Origin of the sequence: Bradyrhizobium sp. STM 3561 (assembly GCF_045571455.1) — a bacterium.
GTDB classification, from domain to species: domain Bacteria; phylum Pseudomonadota; class Alphaproteobacteria; order Rhizobiales; family Xanthobacteraceae; genus Bradyrhizobium; species Bradyrhizobium vignae.
In genome coordinates this window covers 3,496,521-3,517,266 of the sequence record NZ_CP120695.1, presented here as the reverse complement: position 1 = coordinate 3,517,266, position 20,746 = coordinate 3,496,521, and the positions used below count along the sequence as shown (strand labels likewise).

Sequence of the window (20,746 nt, the reverse complement as noted above, 5' to 3'; positions counted from 1 at the left end):
CTTATATAATGTCCGTTGACGCCGCTACCGTCCGCCGCATCGCGCATCTGGCGCGCATTGCGGTGTCCGAGGAGGAGGTTCCGCATCTGCAGGGCGAGCTCAACGCCATGCTCGCCTTTGTCGAGCAGCTCTCGGAAGTCAATGTCGAGGGCGTGGAGCCGATGACTTCGGTCACCCCGATGCAGATGAAGAAGCGGCAGGACGTGGTCAATGACGGCGAGATCGCCGACGATATCGTTGCCAACGCGCCCGCGACCGAAGGTCACTTCTTCCTGGTGCCCAAGGTCGTAGAGTAACTCTTAGGACGTGGTCCGATGTGCCTGCTTTGCGACGATGAAAAGGCCTATCAGGCCTACATGAATTACCTCGACAACATGGAGCGGCAGGGCAAGGCTGCCGATCCCAATGTCGCCGTCAATGCCGTGCTCGACGAGATCGAGGCTGCCGCGAAAGCCGCTGCCAAAAAAGACGACCCGGCCAACGACAAGACCCTGTCTCCGTTCTTCTGCAGCCCGATCAATAAATGACCGATTTGACATCGCTGACGCTCGCCGAGGCCCGCAAGGGCCTCGCCGACAAGACTTTCACGTCGCTCGAGCTGACCGACGCGCATCTTTCCGCGATCGAAGCCGCGCGCGTGCTCAACGCCTTCGTGATGGAGACGCCCGACCAGGCCCGCGCGATGGCACGGGAGGCCGATGGCAAGATCGCCAAGGGTGACGCCGGCCCGCTCGCCGGCATCCCGCTCGGCATCAAGGATCTGTTCGCGACCAAGGGCGTGCGCACCACGGCGTGCTCGAAAATCCTCGGCAATTTCGTGCCGACGTATGAGTCGACCGTCACCTCGCAGCTCTGGCGCGATGGTGCCGTGATGCTCGGCAAGCTCAACAATGACGAGTTCGCGATGGGCTCGTCGAACGAGACCTCCTGCTTCGGGCCCGTCGGCAATCCCTGGCGGCGCGACGGCAGCAACGCCACGCTGGTGCCCGGCGGCTCGTCCGGCGGCTCGGCCTCGGCCGTGGCGGCACTGCTCTGCATGGGCGCGACTGCGACCGATACCGGCGGCTCGATCCGCCAGCCGGCGGCGTTCACCGCGACGGTCGGCATCAAGCCGACCTATGGCCGCTGCTCGCGCTGGGGCATCGTCGCCTTTGCTTCCTCGCTCGACCAGGCCGGTCCGATCGCGCGCAGCGTGCGCGATGCCGCGATGCTGCTGCGTTCGATGGCCGGCCACGATCCGAAGGACACGACCTCGGTCGACATTCCCGTGCCGGACTACGAGGCGGCGATCGGCAAGTCCGTGAAGGGCATGAAGATCGGTATTCCCCGGGAGTACCGTCTCGACGGCATGCCGGCGGAGATCGAGAAGCTTTGGCAATCGGGTGCGGACTGGCTGAGGAGCGCCGGCGCCGAGCTCGTCGAGGTGTCGCTGCCGCACACGAAATATGCGCTGCCGGCCTATTATATCGTGGCGCCGGCGGAGGCCTCCTCCAACCTCGCGCGCTATGACGGCGTGCGCTACGGCCTGCGCGAGCAGGGCAGAAACATCATCGAGCTCTACGAGAACACCCGTGCCGAGGGTTTTGGCGCGGAGGTGAAGCGCCGTGTCATGATCGGCACCTATGTGCTCTCGGCCGGCTATTACGATGCCTATTATCTGCGCGCGCAAAAAGTGCGCACGCTGATCAAGAAGGATTTTGAGGACTGCTTCGCGAGGGGCGTCGATGCGATCCTCACCCCGGCGACGCCGTCGGCGGCTTTCGGCATCGGCGAGAAGGGCGGCGCCGATCCGGTCGAGATGTACCTCAACGACATCTTCACGGTGACCGTGAACATGGCGGGCCTGCCCGGCATCGCCGTGCCCGCCGGCAAGGACGCGCAGGGCCTGCCGCTCGGCCTGCAACTGATCGGTCGGCCGTTCGACGAGGAGACGCTGTTCTCGCTCGGCGAGGTGATCGAGCAGGCCGCCGGCCGCTTCGTGCCCGAGAGGTGGTGGTGAATGTCGCGGCCTTCATCGCGAGCCTCGACGGCGCGGTGCCCGCGCCTAGCCTGAACGCGCCGCTTAGAGGTCTCTGGTGGGCCGCCAAGGGCGACTGGGACCGCGCCCACAAGATCGTTCAGGATGAAAGCAGCCGTGAGGCCGCCTGGGTGCACGCCTATCTGCACCGCGTCGAAGGCGATCTCGGCAATGCCGGCTACTGGTACCGCCAGGCCGGCCAGCCCGTAGCGAAGGATTCATTGAAAGCGGAGTGGGAGCGGATCGCTGCCACGCTGCTCGGGAGCAAGACATGAGCACGGCCACGCACAAGCTTCTCAAAGGCGCCACCGGCGATTGGGAGATGGTCATCGGCATGGAGATCCATGCCCAGGTGACGTCGAACGCAAAATTGTTCTCGGGCGCGTCCACCGCATTCGGCGGCGAGCCGAACAGCCACGTATCGCTGGTCGACGCCGCGATGCCGGGGATGCTGCCTGTCATCAACGAGGAATGCGTCAGGCAGGCTGTCCGGACCGGTCTCGGCCTCAACGCCAAGATCAATCTGCGCTCGGTGTTCGACCGCAAGAACTATTTCTATCCGGACTCGCCGCAGGGCTACCAGATCAGCCAGTACAAATCGCCGGTCGTCGGCGAGGGCGAGGTGCTGGTCGAGCTCGACGGCGGCCGCAGCGTCACGATCGGCATCGAGCGGCTGCATCTGGAGCAGGACGCCGGCAAGTTGCTGCACGATCGGTCACCGACCATGTCCAATGTCGACCTCAACCGCTGCGGCGTCGCGCTGATGGAGATCGTCTCCAAGCCCGACATCCGGGATGCCGAGCAGGCCAAGGCCTATGTGACCAAGCTGCGCTCGATCCTGCGCTATCTCGGCACCTGCGACGGCGACATGGAGAAGGGATCCTTGCGCGCAGACGTCAACGTGTCGGTGCGCAAGCCGGGCGGGCCGCTCGGCACCCGCTGCGAGATCAAGAACATGAACTCGATCAACTTCATCGGCCAGGCGATCGAGTACGAGGCGCGACGCCAGATCGAGATCATCGAGGATGGTGGCGAGATCGAGCAGGAGACGCGGCTCTACGATCCCAACAAGGGCGAGACACGCTCGATGCGGTCCAAGGAAGAGGCGCACGACTATCGCTACTTCCCCGATCCCGACCTGTTGCCGCTGGAGTTCAGCCAGGCGTTCGTCGACGAGCTGAAGGCTGAACTCCCGGAGCTGCCGGACCAGAAGAAGACGCGCTTCGTCGCCGATTTCGGCCTCTCGGCCTATGATGCGAGCGTGCTCGTCGCCGAGCGCGAGAGTGCGGTGTTCTACGAGACCGTGCTCGACAGGCTTGCCAACCGCGCGCGCGACGGCAAGATGGCGGCCAACTGGGTGATCAACGAGCTGTTCGGCCGTCTCAACAAGGAAGGCCGGGATATCGCGGACTCTCCAGTCAACGCCGAGCAGCTCGCTGCGATCATCGATCTGATCGGCGAGGGCACGATCTCGGGCAAGATCGCCAAGGATCTGTTCGAGATCGTCTGGCAGGAAGGCGGCGATCCCCGCGCGCTGGTGGAAAGCCGCGGCATGAAGCAGGTCACCGACCTCTCGGCGATCGAGAAGGTGGTCGACGACATCATCGCGGCCAATCCCGACAAGGCGGCGCAGGTCAAGGACAAGCCGCAGTCGCTCGGCTGGTTCGTCGGCCAGGTGATGAAGGCGTCCGGCGGCAAGGCCAACCCGCAGAGCGTCAACGAGCTGCTCAAGGCCAAGCTCGGCGTCTGATCCTCACACGTTCGAACGAGGTGACGGACCGTTTCGTCACCTCGCTTTCGGCTCTCGGTGCGCCGCTCGCGCGCATCCTCGAACGGCAAACTTCATCCCGATCGACAGCGGTGGCGCGACCGAATCGCCGTCACGCGATTCGCCCAAAACGGCGCCTTGCGGACGCTTCGGCGAGCGCTCGCGCCGTTAAGCATGAAAATATTTTCGTTGCCAAAATTCGCGACTCAGAGTCCGCGAAACGCTTTCGCGACACGATCGCGCGATTGTCGATGCGCGCCGTCGCGTCGATCGCACGCGATGCGCGCGTGCGAAAAAATACTTGCGGCATAGTGTTTTTGTGCAATCGCGTCGTTCGCGAACGGCGACGATGCGATCACTCTGCTCGATCGCAATCGCACATGATGCGAAGCGCCTGCGTCGCGCCCGCCAAGCGCACGCGCCTTGCTGCGTCAACACTTCTTTAAGCGAGAAGCTGTTTTTTTCTTCGTGTTGGTGTATTCGGGATGAAGTGCATTCGATCCCCGAGTGCACGCAGCGATTAAAGCCATCTCACACATCGGAGGGCAACATGGCCAAGAAAGCGAAGAAGGCGAAGAAGGCGAAGAAGGCGAAGAGCGCAGTGAAGAAGACTGCGAAGAAGACCCGCAAGGTCGCGAAGAAGAAGTAACTTCGCTTCTGAAGTTGCCGGCTCCAGATAGCCGGCACGTCATCAGCGCCTCCTGGAGGTTCTGGTCGACGATAGAGGGTGTCGGCGAGACATCAGGTCAACGGTCGGGCTGTTCTCTTTCGCGGTCCGGCAGAAGAAACGAGTTTTCTTCGTTCGGTGCGGTTCTCCTTCTTGGGGGCTCCGCAATTTCACGAGAGGCCTTCGGGCCAAAGTGGAATCTGGTCCTGACGTGTTCGCCGACGCCCTCGTTCTCTCGAAGCCGGGGCATTGCCGGCATTCCATTCCCCCCGACATTGTTGATCTGACCGCGACGCGTCCGCGCCGACGTCGGTGTTCTGCCTTGGAGCAGGCGAGGGCTGGGGCCCTGATTCCATTGTTCGCACGCAGGGATCCCCATTCGCTGTGTCCGGCTTCGACCGGGCGATCCAGTACGCCGCGGCTTCTCGGGGGATGACTTCTGTCTCTGGAATACTGGGTCACCCGCCTGCGCGGCTGACGACGATGAGCTGCACGCAGTACGCCACGCCGCACATCCGTCCGCGCGCAATGGTTATCGTTCTCCCAAAATCCCGCGGTAAACCGAAGCTGACGAATTGCAGAAGTGCCGGCAAATCAGGGGCTTCTCGAATTCCTCTCGCCGGCCTCGCCCGCTCGCGTTTACGTCTGCTTCATCGCGATACTTAAACTGCCATTCAAATTTGCCCGCCATCATCGCCTCCAACAAGCCGGCAAACGGCATGGGGATGAGTTGAACAGCTTTGTGGACGGAAGCCGCGCTCGGGGAACGGGACCGGCATAAGAACAAAGGGGATGCGTGATGTTTCAGGGTACTTTCGATCTGGAGACGGCAACGCCGGTCGACGCGAGCGCGCTGTCGGACGTGCTGTTCGAGCGCGGGATCTATTGGGCGAGCGGCCGCTCCGGGATCGTCGATCTCGTCGCCGCGCACAAATGGTTCAACCTCGCCGCGTTGAAAGGCCGCAAGGACGCCGTAGCGCTGCGCCAGGAAGTCGCCGGGCAGATGTCGGACGCCGAGATCTCGGTTGCGCAGCGCGAGGCGAGGGCCTGGGTCTGCGCGCACTGAGACGAGAATCGCCTCTGACCCGTGTTCGCACGGGTGGGCCCGGTTGCGCTGAAGCAAGTTTCTCCCCGGTGCCGCCGCCTAAAGTCCGACGGCATGAGCAACCCGGCTACGAATGAACAATGGCTGCCGATTCAGATCGCTCCCGGCGAGTGCGATCTGGAACTCGGGCGTCTGCACAAGACGGGAATTGTGCCCTGGCCCTTTCCATGCCGGCGTAAGGGCGGCGTCTGGTTCAATGTTTGGGCTGACGAGCCTATGCTGATCTCGCCCTCGCATTGGCGGATAGGGCGATCCGTCGTCTAGGTGCGTGCACACATATATTAAGGAGCACGCGAATCGAGCTGGGCTCGCCGTGCTCATCCTTGCGCCGGGCTTTCGCGCCGGCGTCACGCCCGCTTCAGCTGAGAGAACGCAGAAGACCTCGGATGATTCTGCTTGAGCGGCCCGAGACATAGGTGACAGAACGTACCGGGCACATGGGTTACACTTTCCGCTTTTGTTCTGCGGGAGGTGTGGATGCCGTGGAAAGCGACAACCCGTTCGGTCCGAGGCCCATCACTGATGTCTCCGCCACGACCACGGCGCCCTGACGGAGACGCGCTCTTGTGCATTCTTGGCATGGAGGGCCACTTGCTTGGCTCCGCTGTCGCGGTCAACCCCCGAAGCCCGAAGGGCGCGGCACGCGCGTGGTTGACGGCGACAGCGCGAGCCGAGCAAAAATAGCCGTGCCATGAATGCGTCACGCTGAAATGCAGCAGATTGCAGGCCATCGGCCTCAACTAAGCGAACTTGGAGCAGATGACTTTGAAACCCCGCGACAACCCGATCGGCACGAGGTTGTCACCCATCTCTTAGGTACGTTTCGTTACCCATGTCTCCGGGCCGGACACAGCTGCTGGGTGGCGGAGAGGGAGGGATTCGAACCCTCGATACAGCTTGAGACCGTATGACGCTTTAGCAAAGCGTTGCCTTCAGCCACTCGGCCACCTCTCCGGTGCGAGCCTTATGCCTCTAATTACTTGGGGCGGTCAATTTGGAAGCGTGTGTTTTCGCTCGAATATTCCCAGTGACTTTCGAAACAAACGGGTCTGTTCGCGCGGGTGACGCCGTAAAGAACAGGCCCCAAAGCTGGAACATCTGACACAAGGCGCAAGGATGTTCCGCATGGAGAAGCCTGCTTGCTCGTGTCAGAAGCTGAATTTGCTAGGAAATTCAATGATACGTGAGCGGGGTCCCATGGAACGTCGGCATCCCTGCGTCTTGACCGCCGAGCTGCCGGTCCGTTCCCAATCATCTCCGCCTCGATAACTCGATTAAGAGTGTTTGCCGCGCGGCTCGGGCGTTGTTGTGACCGCGCTTGTGTCAAACTGGAGGCGCGGAGGCGGGCGATGCCTGCCCATTGAGTCTCCTTCTGATTCTACGATTCCAGCGCATCAAAGCCGCTCCAGGCCGAGGTCTCGGCTGCGGTGCCTCATGTGCGGAACTTTGATGGCAAATGGAACCGCTCAAAAAATATAAATATAAACAATGTGTTACGAGGGCGACTTGATCACATCTGCGTGTTATTTGTGCAACACCCGTCGGAAAACACGCCTCATCGGCCCGTTTCGGAGCGTTCTCTTGTTGTGTGTGCAAGGACCTTCGGTAATTGTGACTGAGCGACGGAGGGGGGCATCCCGAGGTCGTCCCGTTTAGGTCGTTCGCTTAAGTCCCTCGCGTTCATGCGGGTGTGTCCGAAGGCGCGAAGGGGCCAAAAGCGGTGATTTAGAGGGGGTTGGGGAATTGGCCGTCCGGTCAGTGACCTTCCCTGAAGAGCAACTTGGAGGTTTAACATGAAGTTGGTTAAGAGCCTTTTGCTCGGCTCAGCGGCGGGTCTGATCGCCGTGGGCGGAGCGCAGGCAGCCGATCTCCCCGTGAAGGCCAAGGCGGTCGAATACGTGAAGATCTGCTCGCTGTACGGTGCGGGCTTCTACTATATCCCGGGCACTGACACTTGCATCAAGCTGGGTGGTTATCTGCGCGCTGAAGTCGGGCTGGGCACCAACAGCATCTACGGCATTGCCAACGGCTCTCCCGCCGGTGCGCACAATCGCCTGAGCAACTACTACACCATGCGCGCTCGTGAAGATCTCAACATCGACACGCGCACGGCCACCGAATACGGCGTCGTCCGCACCTTCTTCGATGCGACGTTCTCCTGGACCACGGGCGGCTTTGTCGCCACCGGCTCGGGAACTGGCGGCACCCAGTATACGAGCGGCGTTGCGCTCAACGCTGCCGGTACGGGTCTCGTCGGCGGAACGACGATCAACCCGACTGACGGCGGTACCTCGGGCGGTTCGCTCGGCGTGTACTACGCCTTCATCCAGTTCGCCGGCTTCACCATGGGTAAGGCCGTGTCGCAGTTCGACGCGCCCTGGACCAACTATCCCGGCAACAACATCGACAGCCTCGTCGGCGGCAGCGGCACGGTCACTGGTGTCAACCAGTTCACCTACACCGCTGACTTCGGTCAGGGCGTGACGGCGGCGTTCTCGGCGGAAGACGCGACGGCCTATTATCAGGCCGGCAACCTCAACATGACCGGCGCGACTGCGGCCGGCATCCTCGCTGGCTCCTACGGCACCAATGCCATCGGCGGCTCGCGTTCGCCGAACCTTGTCGGTATGGTCCGCGTCGACCAGGCCTGGGGCCTGTTCCAGGCGTCGGTCGCTGCGCATGACAACCACGTTGGCTATTACGGCGCGACCGAGCTGACTGGCCACCCCGACGACAAGTGGGGTTGGGCGGTTCAGCTCGCCCTCTCGATCAAGAACATCCCGACCGGCGCGGGTGACACGATCAACATCCAGGGCGTCTACACCGACGGTGCGACCCGCTACAACTTCCAGAACCTGGCGGGCAGCTCCTATCAGATGTTCGGCAGCTCGGGCATTGCCTACCAGAGCGTCGGCTTCGCCAATGCTCCTGACACGGTGTACGTCACCGGCAGCTCGCAGGAGACGGTCAAGACCTGGGGCTTCCGTGGTGCGTATACCCATAACTGGGATCCGTACTGGAACACCGCGCTCTACGGTGCTTACGCTCAGGCCCAGTTCGGCACGCTCGCCAAGACCACGCTCTGCGGCGTCGGTGGCGTGTTCGTCACGGGAGCGGCTCTCGCTGGTGTGACGAGCTGCAACCCCGACTTCGCGATCGGCCAGGTCGGTATCATCACCCGCTGGACTCCGGTCAAGAACCTGACGTTCTCGGCCGACCTGAACTGGACCCATCTTGACCAGAAGTATTCCGGCACGGTTGGCCCGATCGGCCCGTCCGGCACGTCGGCCAAGCCGGCCGCTGTGTACGAGCTGAAGGATCAGGACAGCATCACCCTGCTGCTCCGCGCTCAGCGCAACTGGTAAGTTCGGTCTAATGACCTGACAGAGAGCCCCGGCGGGAAACCGCCGGGGCTTTTCTTTCTGGCGTCGGATGCCCACGGTCTTGCGCCAAGTGCCGAGCTCGCGCTGCTCCCCTCCATCGATGGTTCGGTGCGACCCGATGCGGGTTGTGTGGGAGGGGGATCCGCGCCATAAGTCCCGAGCGAGAATACGCCGGGGAGGGCTGCCGCGTCGGCCGGCTCGGCCGTGCGACCGTACTGCGGGTCGGGCCTTGCAGCAGGAGTGGACCGCCGTCTCATTGTCGAGAGACGGGCCACCGCCGAACTTCCCGATCTGACCGCAGTCGCCGCCGCGCTTGAGCCGCGAGTCGGGAGGACGCCCGAGGGTAGTGGTCGATCAATCGAGATGCTTCGCCTGCTCGGGTCCTGACCGGGACGGCGCTCGTTCCCCGATGCGCCGGCCTGCGAAGCGAGAGCGGAGATCGGCTATTCCACGCTTCCGACGCCGCGGCGCAGATCGGCTTCGATCTGCAGGCGCGTGCCGCCGCCGAAGCGGGCGCGGTAGACTTGCAGGTTCTCCATGATCCGCTGCACGTAGTTGCGCGTCTCGGAGAATGGAATCAGCTCGACCCAATCGACAGCGTCGACCTTGGGGTCGCGCGGATCGCCGTAGCGTTCGATCCACTTCTTCACACTGCCGCGGCCGGCATTGTAGGCGGCGAAGGTCATGATGTAGGAGCCGCGATAATCCTCTAGCAGTCCGCCGAGCTCGGCCGAGCCGAGCGTGGCGTTGTAGACCGAATCGTTCTTCAGCCGTCCCAGGTCGTAGGTCGCGCCGTGCCGCTTGCAGACATAGCGCGCGGCATCCGGCGTCACCTGCATCAGCCCGTAGGCCTGGGCCGGCGAGACCACCGACGGATTGAACGCGCTCTCCTGCCGGGCAATGGCGTAGACGATGCTGCGCTCGACCTCGGGGCCGATCGGCGTGAAATGCGGAATGCCATTGACGGGGTAGGCGTAGAAGTCGAACGGCAGGCCGCGATTGAGCGCGGCCTTGCCGACCAGCAACATGCCGCGCGCATCGCTGTAGCGCTGGGTGAGCTCGCCAAGGCCGGCAAGCGCCTCGGGATCGCCGTTCTCACCCATGTCGGCGAGCATGGGCACCGCGAGCTCGCGTTCGTCGAGCTCGTAGAGCAGTTGCGCGGCGCGCACGATCTCCAGCCGCTCGGCGCCGCGCCCGCGCGGCTGGCTGTTGAGCTCGATCTGCGGCAGGCCGAGTTTTGCCCGCGCGAGCTGGCCGTAATAGCTGGTCGACTGCTCGGCCGCGCGGGCATAGGCGTTGCGCGCCTCCTGCTGGCGGCCCATCGCCTCCGCGGCACGGCCCTGCCAATAGCCGGCGCGCGCCAGCGTGGTCGGGTTGACGCTGCCGACGCCGATGCGGGCAAAATGCTGGGCGGCGGTCGCGGGGTCGTTGAGGAAGCGCAGCGCGATCCACCCGGCGGTGAACTCCTGCTCGGTCTTGTAGATGTCGCGCGAGGGCAGGGCGGCGTCGCGCGCGATCAGATAGGCACTGCGGAATTCCTCGGTGTCGATCATCTTGCGCGCCAACAGGCGCCGCTCGATCCACCATTCGTCGAGATTGTGGAGGCGACCCGGATCCTTGGGCGCGGACAGCATCAGCTGGGCGGCCTCGGCGAACTTCTCCTCCCGGCGCAAGAGCTGGATCTTGCTGAAGATGAAGCCGGGATCGCTGTGCAGCTCGCGCGGCACCGCGTCGAGCAGTGCCCGCGCGTTCGGCGCCTTCTTGACCGCGGCGATGCGGGCCTTGGCGAGCGCGACATAGCCGGCGCCGAGCCGCTTTGCGGCGCGCAGCGCCGCCTCGGTCTCGCTGCCGTAGAGCAGGGTGTCCATCCGCGCCTTCTGATCGCCCGGCGTAAGCAGAGCGCCGAACTGGTCGAGCGCGTTGTTCTCGGTCTCCTCCGACATCGGATCGCTGCGCCAGGCCTCGCGCACCAGCCGCTCGGCATTGGCGCGGTCACCGCGCCCCAGCATCGCCTTGGCGAGCATGAAGCGGCCCTTGGCGGAGATCGGAGACTCGTTCTCGAACCATGACCACGCGACCGAATCGTCGCGCCTGTCGTCCCACATCGCGGCCTCGAGGCGCCGGCGCAGGAAAGTCTGCGACGGCCAGCTCGGATTGGCGGAGAGGAAGGCGCGATAGCGTTCCACGCTCGCGCCGTTATCCTCGCTGCGCAGGATGATCCATTCGGCGAGCTTTCGCGCGACCGGATCCGATATGCCGGTGGCCGCATTGGTGGCGTCACCGGCCTTGCGCTTGCGCACGAGCTCGATGACGCTCTCCAGCGTGTCCTTGTCCGCTTGCGACGTCGACGACGTCGCAGCGACGGCGGCCGGGATGACCGGCTTGCGCGGCGCCGCATGCTGGCGCGTCGCAGGAGCCAGGACGGGAGCTGTAACCGGCTTGGCGGTGACAGGGGCGGTGGGTCTGACGGTGGCCGTCACCGCCGGCTCGGTCTTGGGCGGTGCGGTCTTGGGCGGTGCGGTCTTAGGCGGTGCGGTTTTGGGTGATGCGGTTTTGGCCGGCGACCCGTTCGCGGTCGGCTGTGACTTTGGCGAGGAGACTGCTGCGGCGGGTTTCGACTTGTCTTTCGCAGGTTCCTTACCAGCAGCATCCTTGGCAGGATTCTTTGCTGCGTCCTTGGCCGGGGCGCCAGCCGCACTCTTGCCCGCGCTCTTCGCTGCGTCCTTGCCGGTTCCCTTGGCTGAGGCCTTGGCTGATCCCTTGACGGGCTCCTTCGCCGCGTCCTTGGCGGCTGGCTTCGCGGTATCCTTGGCCTCCGCGGCCATCTCATTGGACTCATTGGACTTGGCGAGCGCGGCGCAGCCCACCGACAGCCCGGCCATCAGGCACACGGCCAGACCTAGGGATCGCCATGTGGCACGAGCAAAGGAGGTCACGGCGTTTGGTCGCCCCGAATCAGTGAAGTGGCTCAAGACCTAGCTGAATTTGATTGAATATGCGGAGAAAATACCAACGCCCGCTTACCTCGGTCCGATTTGCACCATCACCGCGGCAAAATCGCGGCCTAAACGCAGCCTCGCACCGAGGCGGCCCTTTTACCGCCGGGATAGACCCGATATGTATGGGGCTTGCTCTCAAGATTGCCGCGTACGGAGGAAGTCCATGGCAGCCAAGACGAAATTCCGGGGATCGTTCACCGCCTTGGTCACCCCGTTCAAGAACGGCTCGCTGGACGAGGCGGCTTTCCGCTCCCTGGTCAACTGGCAGATTTCCGAGGGGACGAACGGCCTCGTTCCGGTCGGCACCACCGGCGAGAGCCCGACGCTCAGCCATGACGAGCACAAGAAGGTCGTCGAATGGTGCATCGCTGAGGCCAAAGGCCGCGTGCCCGTCATCGCGGGAGCCGGCTCCAACTCGACCAAGGAGGCGATCGAACTCTCCCAGCACGCCGAGAAGGCGGGCGCAGACGCCGTGTTGATCGTCACGCCCTATTACAACAAGCCGACCCAGGAGGGGATGTACCAGCACTTCAAGGCGATCAACGATGCGATCGGGATTCCGATCATCATCTACAACATTCCGCCGCGCTCGGTGATCGACATGTCGGTCGACACCATGAAGCGGCTGTGGGAGCTGAAGAACATCGCCGGCGTGAAGGATGCCACAGCCAGCATGGTTCGCGTGTCGCAGCAGCGCGCGGCGATGGGCGAGGATTTCAACCAGCTTTCGGGCGAGGACGCCACCATCATCGGCTACATGGCCCATGGCGGCCATGGCTGCATCTCGGTGACCTCGAACGTGGCGCCGCGCCTGTGCTCGGAGTTCCACGCCGCCTGGCAGAAGGGTGACACCAAGTCGGCGCTCGCCATCCACGACAAGCTGATGCCGCTGCACAACAACCTCTTCATCGAGAGCAACCCGGCGCCGATCAAGTACGCGATGTCGCTGCTCGGCAAGCTGGACGAGACGTTGCGGCTGCCGATGGTTCCGGTTTCCGAGCCGACCCGCGTTGCCGTGCGCAGCGCGATGGTTCACGCCGGACTGATCAACTGACGCCTTAGCACGCCGGGGGGTCTTTCATGAGCGTCGAGGAGAAGGGCGCACGGATGCTGAAGGAGTTCCGCGAGTTCGCGATGAAGGGCAATGTCGTCGACCTCGCGGTCGGCGTCATCATCGGCGCGGCGTTCGGCGCCATCGTCAACTCGCTGGTCGGCGACGTGATCATGCCGATCATCGGTGCCGTCACCGGCGGGCTCGACTTCTCGAACTACTTCACCCCCTTGTCGGCGAAGGTCACAGCCACCAACTTAGCCGATGCGAAAAAGCAAGGCGCCGTGCTGGCTTGGGGCAGCTTCCTCACGCTGACGATCAACTTCATCATCATCGCGTTCGTGCTGTTCCTGGTGATCCGCGCCATGAACACCCTGAAGCGCAAGGACGAGGCCGCTCCGGCCGCGCCGCCAAAGCCCTCGGCCGAAGTCGAACTCCTGACCGAGATCCGCGATCTCCTCAAGAAGTGACGCGCGCGCTTCATCCGAACTGTTAGAATCCGCGCCCATCTCGATCAGGTTAACGCATCATGGCCGATAAGAACGAACGTCCGATCAAGGTCATGGCGGAGAATCGCAAGGCCCGCTTCAACTATGCGATCGAAGACACGGTCGAGGCGGGCATTGCGCTGACCGGCACCGAGGTCAAGTCGATCCGCAGCGGCAAAAGCACGATCGCGGAATCCTACGCCGATTCAAAGGACGGCGAGATCTGGCTGATCAACGCCACCATTCCCGAATATCTCCAGGGCAATCGCTTCAATCACGAGCCCAAGCGGCCGCGAAAGCTGCTGCTGCATCGCCGGCAAATCAACAAGCTGATGGGGGCGGTCGACCGCGAGGGCATGACGCTGATCCCGCTCAAGCTTTACTTCAACGAGCGCGGTCGCGCCAAATTGCAGCTCGCGGTTGCCAAGGGCAAGAAGCTGCACGACAAGCGCGAGAGCGAGAAGAAGCGCGACTGGAGTCGCGAGAAGGGCCGGCTGATGCGGGCGAGGGGATAATGCGATGAACCAGCGGAACCTACTCGAGGTCGACTGGAGCCAGATTCCGGCGCCCACCGATGACGGCGGTGCCGCGCATCTGACTGGCATGACGCTGCCCCCGATCGGCCTGCTCGCGACCGACGACCGGTCGGTGACGCTGTCGGCGCTGCGTGGCCGGACCGTGGTGTTCGCCTATCCGCGTACCGGCGAGCCCGGCAAGATCGCGCTGGTGGACGATTGGGATATGATTCCGGGAGCGCGCGGCTGCACGCCGCAGACTTGCGCGTTCCGCGATCTATTCGCCGAGCTGAAGGCCGCGGGCGCCGCCCATGTGTTTGGCCTCTCGACCCAGAGCAACGACTACCAGACCGAGATGGCCTCGCGCCTGCATCTGCCGTTCCCGGTGCTCTCGGACGAGAAGCTGGCGCTGACGCGCGCCTTGAATTTGCCGACCATGGAGGTCGCAGGCCTGACGTTGATCAAGCGCCTGGCGCTGATCATCGACGACGCCAGGATCACGCATGTGTTCTATCCGGTGTTCCCGCCCGACCGGAACGCCGGCGATGTGCTCGATTGGCTGAAGGCCAATCCGGCCAACGGATCGTCCGCAAAGGTCGGATGAGTTTTGGTTGAGCCGGCGCATGCCGAGGGCGCATCTCTCCGTTGGGGAGAGGTGAACCACGACCGGCAGGCCAGCATGAGGCCTAGTCGAGGTCGGCCTTGATCCTCGCGAACACGCTCCGGAACATGTCCGGCGTCAGCACGCCAGTGTTGGTGTTGTAGCGCGAGCAATGATAGCTGTCGTACAGCTTGAACGCGCCGGCCTGATGCACCGCGCCATGGCCGAAGGGGGCTTGCGAACCCTTCAGATTCAGCGGCTTGAGCACGCTGTCGTGCGCAATCCGCCCGAGCGCGACGATCGCGCGCAGGTTCGGCATCGTTGCCAGATTCGCCGCAAGAAACTGGCGGCAGGTGTTGATCTCGGACGGCAGCGGCTTGTTCTGCGGCGGCACGCAATGCACCGCGTTCGCGATCCGGCAGTCCACCAGCGTCAGGCCATCGTCGGGCCGCGCCTGATAGGTGCCCCTGGCAAAGCCGTATTCGACCAGCGTGGCGTAGAGCAGGTCGCCGGCATAATCGCCGGTGAACGGCCGTCCCGTGCGGTTGGCGCCCTGCATTCCCGGCGCGAGGCCCACGATCAAAAGGCGCGCCTTGATGTCGCCGAAGGACGCAACCGGCGCATTGTGCCAGGATGGCTCACGCGCGCGGTTCGCCTCGCGAAAGGCGACCAGGCGCGGACAGAGCGGACAGTCACGGTCGGGGACGGTGAGAGGCTGGCGGTTTGACCGGGCCGCCTCACTCCTCGAAGTCGTCATCGCCCCTCGGCGCCATCGTCGTTGCGCGCTGGAGGAATTGCGGGGCGTGGTGGCGTTCGCCACGCTCGCCGCGGTCACGCGGGGCGGGGCGTTCGGACGGATCGCGGCCGAGTTTGGATTGCAGCTCGACGAGGTCGGTGAAGACGTCGGCCTGGCGGCGCAGCTCGTCGGCGATCATCGGCGGCTGGCTGGCGATGGTGGAGATCACCGTGACCCGTACGCCGCGGCGCTGCACCGCCTCGACCAGGGAGCGGAAGTCGCCGTCGCCCGAGAACAGCACCATCTGGTCGATGTGCTCGGCGAGCTCCATGGCGTCCACCGCGAGCTCGATGTCCATGTTGCCCTTCACCTTGCGGCGGCCGGAGGCGTCGATGAATTCCTTGGTCGCCTTGGTGACGACGGTGTAGCCGTTGTAGTCCAGCCAGTCGATCAACGGGCGGATCGAGGAGTATTCCTGGTCTTCGATGATGGCCGTGTAGTAGAACGCCCGCAACAATGTCCCGCGGCTCTGAAACTCCTTCAGCAGGCGCTTGTAGTCGATGTCGAAGCCCAGAGTTTTCGCCGTCGCGTACAGATTGGCCCCATCGATGAAGAGCGCGATCTTGTTGGTAGGAGAAGGTGACATTCAGTTGCTCGCGTAGTGTTCGAGATTGATCGTTTTTTGTTGGCGCGGGGACAGCAAGCCGCGCGGTTCTAAAGTGGCGCTGAGACCCGTCGAAACCGCAAATCCGGAGAAGTCGGGGCAATCAAGGTATAGTTATGGCGGACTCGCATACACTCGGGGCCGCCCCTGTTGGCAGCCCGGGGAAAACCACCCGTCCCAGCCCCAATGTGGGGTTAGCAGAGCCGTTTGGCGAGGCCAAATTACAAATTGGCCTTGCGAAACCGTCCCGGCCCCTATAACTAGCCCCAATCATCCACATCTTTTCGTCCCACCCACAACGGAGCGACAGTCCATGGCTCGCGTCACCGTAGAAGATTGTATCGACAAGGTCGACAACCGGTTTGACTTGGTCCTGCTGGCTGCCCACCGTGCCCGCATGATCTCGTCCGGGTCACAACTAACGGTTGACCGCGATAACGACAAGAACCCTGTTGTGTCCTTGCGCGAAATTGCCGAGACGACGATTTCGCCGGAGGACCTCCGCGAGGAGCTGGTGCACTCGCTCCAGAAGTTCGTCGAGGTGGATGAGCCCGAGCCGGATACCGTGCCGCTGATCGGTTCCGCAGGTGCCAGCGTCGATGCGGACGACACCGAGGTCGCCGTGGAGCGCATGACCGAGGAGGAGCTTCTGAAGGGCCTGGAAGGCCTCGCTCCGCCCGAGGAGCAGCCCGAGGAAGACGAGTAATTCCTCAGTCGCGATCATCGACTTCTTGTGATCTTATCAAAGGCCCGAACCGTCGTTCGGGCCTTTGCTTTTGTTGACCTTTTCGTGGTTACCATAGCGTTGCCGGTTGGCGCTGCGCCCGGTCAACGAATAGATCGGACACAAGCGCGATCGGGGCGAGGATGTATACAACGGGCCGGGTCAGGGCCCGTTTGAAGGCAGGACGGAATGGTATATCGGCGTCGCAGATCCACGCAGATGCAGGCTGCAACCGAATCGGTTGCCGTAGCCCCGACTGCGCCGGTCGCGCGCCCGGCCCGCCCCCGCGCGCGCATGATGCGTCAGTATGACCTCGTCGAACGGGTCAGATCCTACAATCCCAACACCAACGAAGACCTGCTGAATCGCGCCTATGTCTACGCCATGAAGGCGCATGGTTCGCAGACCCGTGCCTCGGGCGACCCCTATTTCTCGCATCCGCTCGAAGTGGCGGCGATTCTCACCGACCTGAAGCTCGACGACGCCACCATCGTGGCCGCGCTGCTCCACGATACGATCGAGGACACCGAGGCGACGCGGGCCGAGATCGACCAGATCTTCGGACCCGAAATCGGCGCGCTGGTCGAGGGCCTGACCAAGCTGAAGCGGCTCGAGCTGGTCTCGCGGGAGGCCAAGCAGGCCGAGAACCTGCGCAAATTGCTGCTGGCGATCGCCGATGATGTCCGCGTGCTTCTGGTCAAGCTCGCCGATCGCCTGCACAACATGCGCACGCTGGACTTCGTGCCGACGGAATCGCGCCGGCGCATCGCCGAGGAGACGCTCGACATCTACGCGCCGCTGGCGGGGCGCATGGGCATGCAGGAAATGCGCGAGGAGCTGGAGGATCTGTCCTTCCGCACCCTCGATCCCGAAGCCTATTCGGTCGTGATGCAGCGGCTCGACGCACTCGCCGAGCGCAACCGCAATCTGATCGGCGAGATCGAGGACCAGCTCTCCAACAATCTGCGCCACAGGGGCCTCGGGGCGCGGGTCTATGGCCGCCGCAAGAAGCCCTTCTCGATCTGGACCAAGATGGAGCGCAAATCGGTCGGTTTCGAGCAATTGTCCGACATCTTCGGCTTTCGCCTCGTCGTCAGCGACATCGAGGCCTGTTATCGCGCGCTCGGGATCGTCCACACCACCTGGCCGGTCGTGCCGGGACGCTTCAAGGACTACATCTCGACGCCGAAGCAGAACGACTACCGCTCGATCCACACCACGGTGATCGGCCCCGGTAACCAGCGCGTCGAGCTCCAGATCCGCACCGAGGCGATGGACCAGATCGCCGAGCGCGGCATTGCCGCGCACGTCTTCTACAAGGAAGGCGTGGGCTCGCCGACCGAATTCCTCAAGCGCGAGTCCAACGCGTTCGCCTGGCTGCGCCACACCATCGGAATTCTCTCCGAGAGCGCCAATCCCGAGGAATTCCTCGAGCACACCAAGCTCGAGCTGTTCCACGACCAGGTGTTCTGCTTCACCCCCAAGGGCAAGCTGATCGCGCTGCCGCGCCACGCCAACGTGATCGACTTCGCCTATGCGGTGCACACCGACGTCGGCAACAGCGCGGTCGGCTGCAAGATCAACGGCAAGTTCGCGCCACTGTCCTCGGAGCTCCAGAACGGCGATGAGGTCGAGGTGCTGACTTCGGAAGCGCAATCCGCGCCGCCGTCGGCCTGGGAAACGCTCGCCGTCACCGGCAAGGCGCGTGCCGCGATCCGCCGCGCCACGCGCACCGCGGTGCGCGATCAATATGTCGGCCTCGGCCGGCGCATCGTCGAGCGCCTGTTCGAGCGCGCCAAGATCGAATACGCCGACGACAAGCTCAAGGGCGCGCTGCCGCGGCTCGCGCGCACCTCGATCGAGGACGTCATGGCGGCGGTGGGCCGCGGCGAGATCAAGGCGTCCCACGTCGCGCGTGCGATGTACCCGGACTACAAGGAGGAGCGGATCGCGCGCTACGGCGGCAAGAAGGGGCTGGCCGCCAAGCTCAAGGAGAAATCCTTGGAACCGCGCAGCCCGGTTGCGATCCCGATCCGCGGCATCAATTCCGACCTTCCGGTGAAGTTCGCTCCGAACGGCGGCGCCGTGCCCGGGGATCGCATCGTCGGCATCGTCACGCCGGGCGAGGGCATCACGATCTATCCGATCCAGGCGCCGGCCCTGAAGGATTTCGAGGAGGAGCCGGAGCGCTGGCTCGACGTCCGCTGGGACATCGAGGATTCCGCGCCGCAGCGCTTCCCGGCCCGCATCAAGGTGGAGAACGTCAACGAACCCGGCGCATTGGCGCAGATCGCGACCGTGATCGCCGAGCACGACGGCAACATCGACAACATCAGCATGCAGCGCCGCTCGCCTGACTTCACGGAGACGACGATCGATCTCGAAGTCTACGACCTGAAGCACCTGAGCGCGATCCTGGCCCAGCTGCGCGCGAAGGCGGTCGTCGCCCGTGTCGAACGTGTTAATGGATGATGCTGGTCGTTGCCGGGCTTGACCCGGCAACCCATCTCTTCAAGAAGAGGGATACGCGGGCCTTCGCCGCGCCGAAGGGGCTTCGGCCCCGCAGGCGGGTCGAGCCCGCGCATGACGAGAGGGAAATGTCGCTTCGTGAGTTCTGAAATGCCCGCACCTCCGCTCCGCCTCGGCATCAATGTCGACCATGTCGCAACCCTGCGTAACGCGCGCGGCGGCCGCAATCCCGATCCGGTGCGTGCGGCGCTGCTCGCGATCGAGGCCGGCGCCGACGGCATTACCGCTCATCTGCGCGAAGATCGCCGGCATATCCGCGACGAGGACATGGCGCGGCTGAAGGCGGAGATCTCCAAGCCCCTCAATTTCGAGATGGCCGCGACTGACGACATGATGCGGATCTCGCTCGCCACCAAGCCGCACGCGGTGTGCCTCGTGCCGGAGCGGCGCCAGGAGGTGACGACCGAAGGTGGGTTGGATGCGGTCGGTCAGCACAACGCGCTCAGGCCCTATATCGCACGGCTGAACGATGCCGGCATCCGGGTCTCGCTGTTCATCGCCGCGGATCCCGCCCAGATCGAGATGGCGGCACGGCTGCGCGCGCCCGTGATCGAGATCCACACCGGCGCCTGGTGCGACGCCGTCGTCGACGGCCACACCGACAAGGCCGAGGCCGAATGGCAGCGGATCGTGGCCGGGGCAAGGCTCGCCAAGGATGCGGGGCTCGAGGTCCACGCCGGGCACGGGCTGGACTATGCGACGGCAGAGACGATCGCGGCCCTTCCTGAGATCATGGAGCTCAATATCGGCTACTACATGATCGGCGAAGCGCTGTTCGTGGGCCTGGCCGAGACCGTGCGCAGGATGCGCGCGGCGATGGACCGCGGCCGGAGCCGGGCATGATCATCGGCATCGGCTCCGACCTGATCGACATCACCCGCGTTGCCAAGGTGATCGAGCGCCATGGCGAGCGCTTCCTCGACCGGATCTTCACTGCGGCCGAGCGGGCCAAGGCGGAACGCCGCGCCAAGAATGACAAGATGGTGGTGGCGACCTACGCCAAACGCTTCGCCGCCAAGGAGGCCTGCTCCAAGGCGCTCGGCACTGGCATCAGGCGCGGGGTGTGGTGGCGCGACATGGGGGTGGTCAACCTGCCGGGCGGGCGGCCGACCATGCAACTGACCGGCGGCGCCTTGGCCCGGCTCCAGGCTCTGACGCCGGAGGGGTTCGAGGCGCGGATCGACGTTTCGATCACCGACGACTGGCCGCTGGCGCAGGCCTTTGTCATCATTTCCGCCGTCCCCCTGGCGAAGCTCTGACGCCCTCCGTTCAATTTTATAATTCGTACGTAAAATCAATGTCTTATTCAGTTTTGATGCGATCCTTGATTGCGTGGCCTCCGACAACAGTCTAAAAGTCCGCCAACGCAAATCAGCTTGGGCGGATTCGGCTTTACGCCGGAATTGGCCCTCACTATCAGAATCAGGACAATCTCCATGGGCCGCGAAGCAATGGGCTGTTCGCGCCAGGAGGGCGCTCTGTGACCGGCGGCCGGAATT

The 20,746-nt window shown here is 63.9% G+C and carries 18 protein-coding genes and 1 tRNA gene; 15 read left to right on the top strand and 4 right to left on the bottom strand.

Annotation, left to right across the window (positions count from 1 at the left end; all coding sequences use genetic code 11):
- Positions 1–8: 8 nt before the first annotated feature.
- The 6 genes from gatC to P6U28_RS16555 all read left to right on the top strand — a co-directional run bounded on the left by gatC (position 9) and on the right by P6U28_RS16555 (position 5,518).
- Positions 9–296: an Asp-tRNA(Asn)/Glu-tRNA(Gln) amidotransferase subunit GatC gene (gene gatC, locus P6U28_RS16580; RefSeq protein WP_122402894.1), complete on the top strand. Its 288-nt coding sequence runs from the start codon at positions 9–11 to the stop codon at positions 294–296.
- 18 nt (positions 297–314) lie between these two features.
- Complete coding sequence (locus P6U28_RS16575; protein ID WP_122402895.1) at positions 315–527, top strand: hypothetical protein; 213 nt, start codon at positions 315–317, stop codon at positions 525–527.
- Complete coding sequence (gatA, locus tag P6U28_RS16570; protein WP_122402896.1) at positions 524–1,999, top strand: Asp-tRNA(Asn)/Glu-tRNA(Gln) amidotransferase subunit GatA; 1,476 nt, start codon at positions 524–526, stop codon at positions 1,997–1,999. Before P6U28_RS16575 ends, gatA begins: the two co-directional genes overlap by 4 nt.
- The gene (locus tag P6U28_RS16565) at positions 1,990–2,292 is read left to right on the top strand and encodes a hypothetical protein (RefSeq protein WP_122402897.1); all 303 of its coding nucleotides are present in this window, start codon (positions 1,990–1,992) and stop codon (positions 2,290–2,292) included. Before gatA ends, P6U28_RS16565 begins: the two co-directional genes overlap by 10 nt.
- The gene (gatB, locus tag P6U28_RS16560) at positions 2,289–3,767 is read left to right on the top strand and encodes an Asp-tRNA(Asn)/Glu-tRNA(Gln) amidotransferase subunit GatB (RefSeq protein WP_122402898.1); all 1,479 of its coding nucleotides are present in this window, start codon (positions 2,289–2,291) and stop codon (positions 3,765–3,767) included. Before P6U28_RS16565 ends, gatB begins: the two co-directional genes overlap by 4 nt.
- 1,484 nt (positions 3,768–5,251) lie before the next feature.
- A complete protein-coding gene (locus tag P6U28_RS16555) occupies positions 5,252–5,518 on the top strand; it encodes a hypothetical protein (RefSeq protein ID WP_122402900.1) in 267 nt (88 codons plus the stop codon).
- Positions 5,519–6,418: 900 nt separating this feature from the next.
- Here P6U28_RS16555 and P6U28_RS16550 read toward each other — a convergent pair.
- Positions 6,419–6,511: transfer RNA gene (locus P6U28_RS16550), tRNA-Ser, on the bottom strand.
- A gap of 839 nt (positions 6,512–7,350) precedes the next feature.
- Between P6U28_RS16550 and P6U28_RS16545 the strand changes: the two genes are divergently transcribed.
- Positions 7,351–8,922 carry a porin gene (locus P6U28_RS16545; protein WP_122402902.1) on the top strand — a complete coding sequence of 524 codons (1,572 nt, stop codon included), beginning with the start codon at positions 7,351–7,353 and terminating at the stop codon, positions 8,920–8,922.
- Positions 8,923–9,383: 461 nt separating this feature from the next.
- Here P6U28_RS16545 and P6U28_RS16540 read toward each other — a convergent pair whose 3' ends face one another.
- Positions 9,384–11,876, bottom strand: coding sequence for a transglycosylase SLT domain-containing protein (locus P6U28_RS16540; RefSeq protein ID WP_376707322.1), 2,493 nt, complete (start codon positions 11,874–11,876; stop codon positions 9,384–9,386).
- A gap of 226 nt (positions 11,877–12,102) precedes the next feature.
- On the opposite strand from P6U28_RS16540, the gene dapA reads away from it, so the two are divergent.
- Genes dapA through P6U28_RS16520 form a run of 4 tightly spaced genes read left to right on the top strand, consistent with a single transcriptional unit; the run spans position 12,103 to position 14,597 of the window.
- Entirely contained in the window at positions 12,103–12,993 is an 891-nt protein-coding gene (gene dapA / locus P6U28_RS16535; protein ID WP_122402904.1) for a 4-hydroxy-tetrahydrodipicolinate synthase, read from the top strand.
- Positions 12,994–13,046: 53 nt separating this feature from the next.
- Positions 13,047–13,460 (top strand): large conductance mechanosensitive channel protein MscL, encoded by a 414-nt coding sequence (mscL, locus tag P6U28_RS16530; protein ID WP_027573655.1) that lies wholly within the window; start codon positions 13,047–13,049, stop codon positions 13,458–13,460.
- Between the two features lie 59 nt (positions 13,461–13,519).
- Complete coding sequence (gene smpB, locus P6U28_RS16525; protein ID WP_122402905.1) at positions 13,520–13,993, top strand: SsrA-binding protein SmpB; 474 nt, start codon at positions 13,520–13,522, stop codon at positions 13,991–13,993.
- Between the two features lie 4 nt (positions 13,994–13,997).
- The gene (locus P6U28_RS16520) at positions 13,998–14,597 is read left to right on the top strand and encodes a peroxiredoxin (protein WP_122402906.1); all 600 of its coding nucleotides are present in this window, start codon (positions 13,998–14,000) and stop codon (positions 14,595–14,597) included.
- Between the two features lie 82 nt (positions 14,598–14,679).
- Here the strand turns inward: P6U28_RS16520 and P6U28_RS16515 are convergent, their stop codons facing one another.
- Together P6U28_RS16515 and P6U28_RS16510 are read right to left on the bottom strand one after the other, a co-directional pair.
- Positions 14,680–15,351 carry a uracil-DNA glycosylase gene (locus P6U28_RS16515; protein WP_407122781.1) on the bottom strand — a complete coding sequence of 224 codons (672 nt, stop codon included), beginning with the start codon at positions 15,349–15,351 and terminating at the stop codon, positions 14,680–14,682.
- Positions 15,332–15,976: an NYN domain-containing protein gene (locus tag P6U28_RS16510; protein ID WP_027573659.1), complete on the bottom strand. Its 645-nt coding sequence runs from the start codon at positions 15,974–15,976 to the stop codon at positions 15,332–15,334. Before P6U28_RS16510 ends, P6U28_RS16515 begins: the two co-directional genes overlap by 20 nt.
- A gap of 331 nt (positions 15,977–16,307) precedes the next feature.
- On the opposite strand from P6U28_RS16510, the gene rpoZ reads away from it, so the two are divergent.
- From rpoZ to acpS, 4 genes are all read left to right on the top strand, one after another.
- A complete protein-coding gene (gene rpoZ, locus P6U28_RS16505) occupies positions 16,308–16,700 on the top strand; it encodes a DNA-directed RNA polymerase subunit omega (protein WP_007603391.1) in 393 nt (130 codons plus the stop codon).
- 207 nt (positions 16,701–16,907) lie between these two features.
- Entirely contained in the window at positions 16,908–19,190 is a 2,283-nt protein-coding gene (locus P6U28_RS16500; RefSeq protein ID WP_122402908.1) for a bifunctional (p)ppGpp synthetase/guanosine-3',5'-bis(diphosphate) 3'-pyrophosphohydrolase, read from the top strand.
- Between the two features lie 147 nt (positions 19,191–19,337).
- Positions 19,338–20,090 (top strand): pyridoxine 5'-phosphate synthase, encoded by a 753-nt coding sequence (locus tag P6U28_RS16495; RefSeq protein WP_122402909.1) that lies wholly within the window; start codon positions 19,338–19,340, stop codon positions 20,088–20,090.
- Positions 20,087–20,506, top strand: a complete 420-nt coding sequence (acpS, locus tag P6U28_RS16490) for a holo-ACP synthase (protein ID WP_122402910.1) — start codon at positions 20,087–20,089, stop codon at positions 20,504–20,506. Before P6U28_RS16495 ends, acpS begins: the two co-directional genes overlap by 4 nt.
- The last annotated feature ends 240 nt before the right edge of the window (positions 20,507–20,746 follow it).

Coding starts and splice junctions, on each gene's coding strand:
- gatC (WP_122402894.1), top strand. CDS start 9: ATGTCCGTTGACGCCGCTACCGTCCGCCGCATCGCGCATCTGGCGCGC.
- P6U28_RS16575 (WP_122402895.1), top strand. CDS start 315: ATGTGCCTGCTTTGCGACGATGAAAAGGCCTATCAGGCCTACATGAAT.
- gatA (WP_122402896.1), top strand. CDS start 524: ATGACCGATTTGACATCGCTGACGCTCGCCGAGGCCCGCAAGGGCCTC.
- gatB (WP_122402898.1), top strand. CDS start 2,289: ATGAGCACGGCCACGCACAAGCTTCTCAAAGGCGCCACCGGCGATTGG.
- P6U28_RS16555 (WP_122402900.1), top strand. CDS start 5,252: ATGTTTCAGGGTACTTTCGATCTGGAGACGGCAACGCCGGTCGACGCG.
- P6U28_RS16545 (WP_122402902.1), top strand. CDS start 7,351: ATGAAGTTGGTTAAGAGCCTTTTGCTCGGCTCAGCGGCGGGTCTGATC.
- dapA (WP_122402904.1), top strand. CDS start 12,103: ATGGCAGCCAAGACGAAATTCCGGGGATCGTTCACCGCCTTGGTCACC.
- mscL (WP_027573655.1), top strand. CDS start 13,047: ATGCTGAAGGAGTTCCGCGAGTTCGCGATGAAGGGCAATGTCGTCGAC.
- smpB (WP_122402905.1), top strand. CDS start 13,520: ATGGCCGATAAGAACGAACGTCCGATCAAGGTCATGGCGGAGAATCGC.
- P6U28_RS16520 (WP_122402906.1), top strand. CDS start 13,998: ATGAACCAGCGGAACCTACTCGAGGTCGACTGGAGCCAGATTCCGGCG.
- P6U28_RS16515 (WP_407122781.1), bottom strand. CDS start 15,351: ATGACGACTTCGAGGAGTGAGGCGGCCCGGTCAAACCGCCAGCCTCTC.
- P6U28_RS16510 (WP_027573659.1), bottom strand. CDS start 15,976: ATGTCACCTTCTCCTACCAACAAGATCGCGCTCTTCATCGATGGGGCC.
- rpoZ (WP_007603391.1), top strand. CDS start 16,308: ATGGCTCGCGTCACCGTAGAAGATTGTATCGACAAGGTCGACAACCGG.
- P6U28_RS16500 (WP_122402908.1), top strand. CDS start 16,908: ATGGTATATCGGCGTCGCAGATCCACGCAGATGCAGGCTGCAACCGAA.
- P6U28_RS16495 (WP_122402909.1), top strand. CDS start 19,338: ATGCCCGCACCTCCGCTCCGCCTCGGCATCAATGTCGACCATGTCGCA.
- acpS (WP_122402910.1), top strand. CDS start 20,087: ATGATCATCGGCATCGGCTCCGACCTGATCGACATCACCCGCGTTGCC.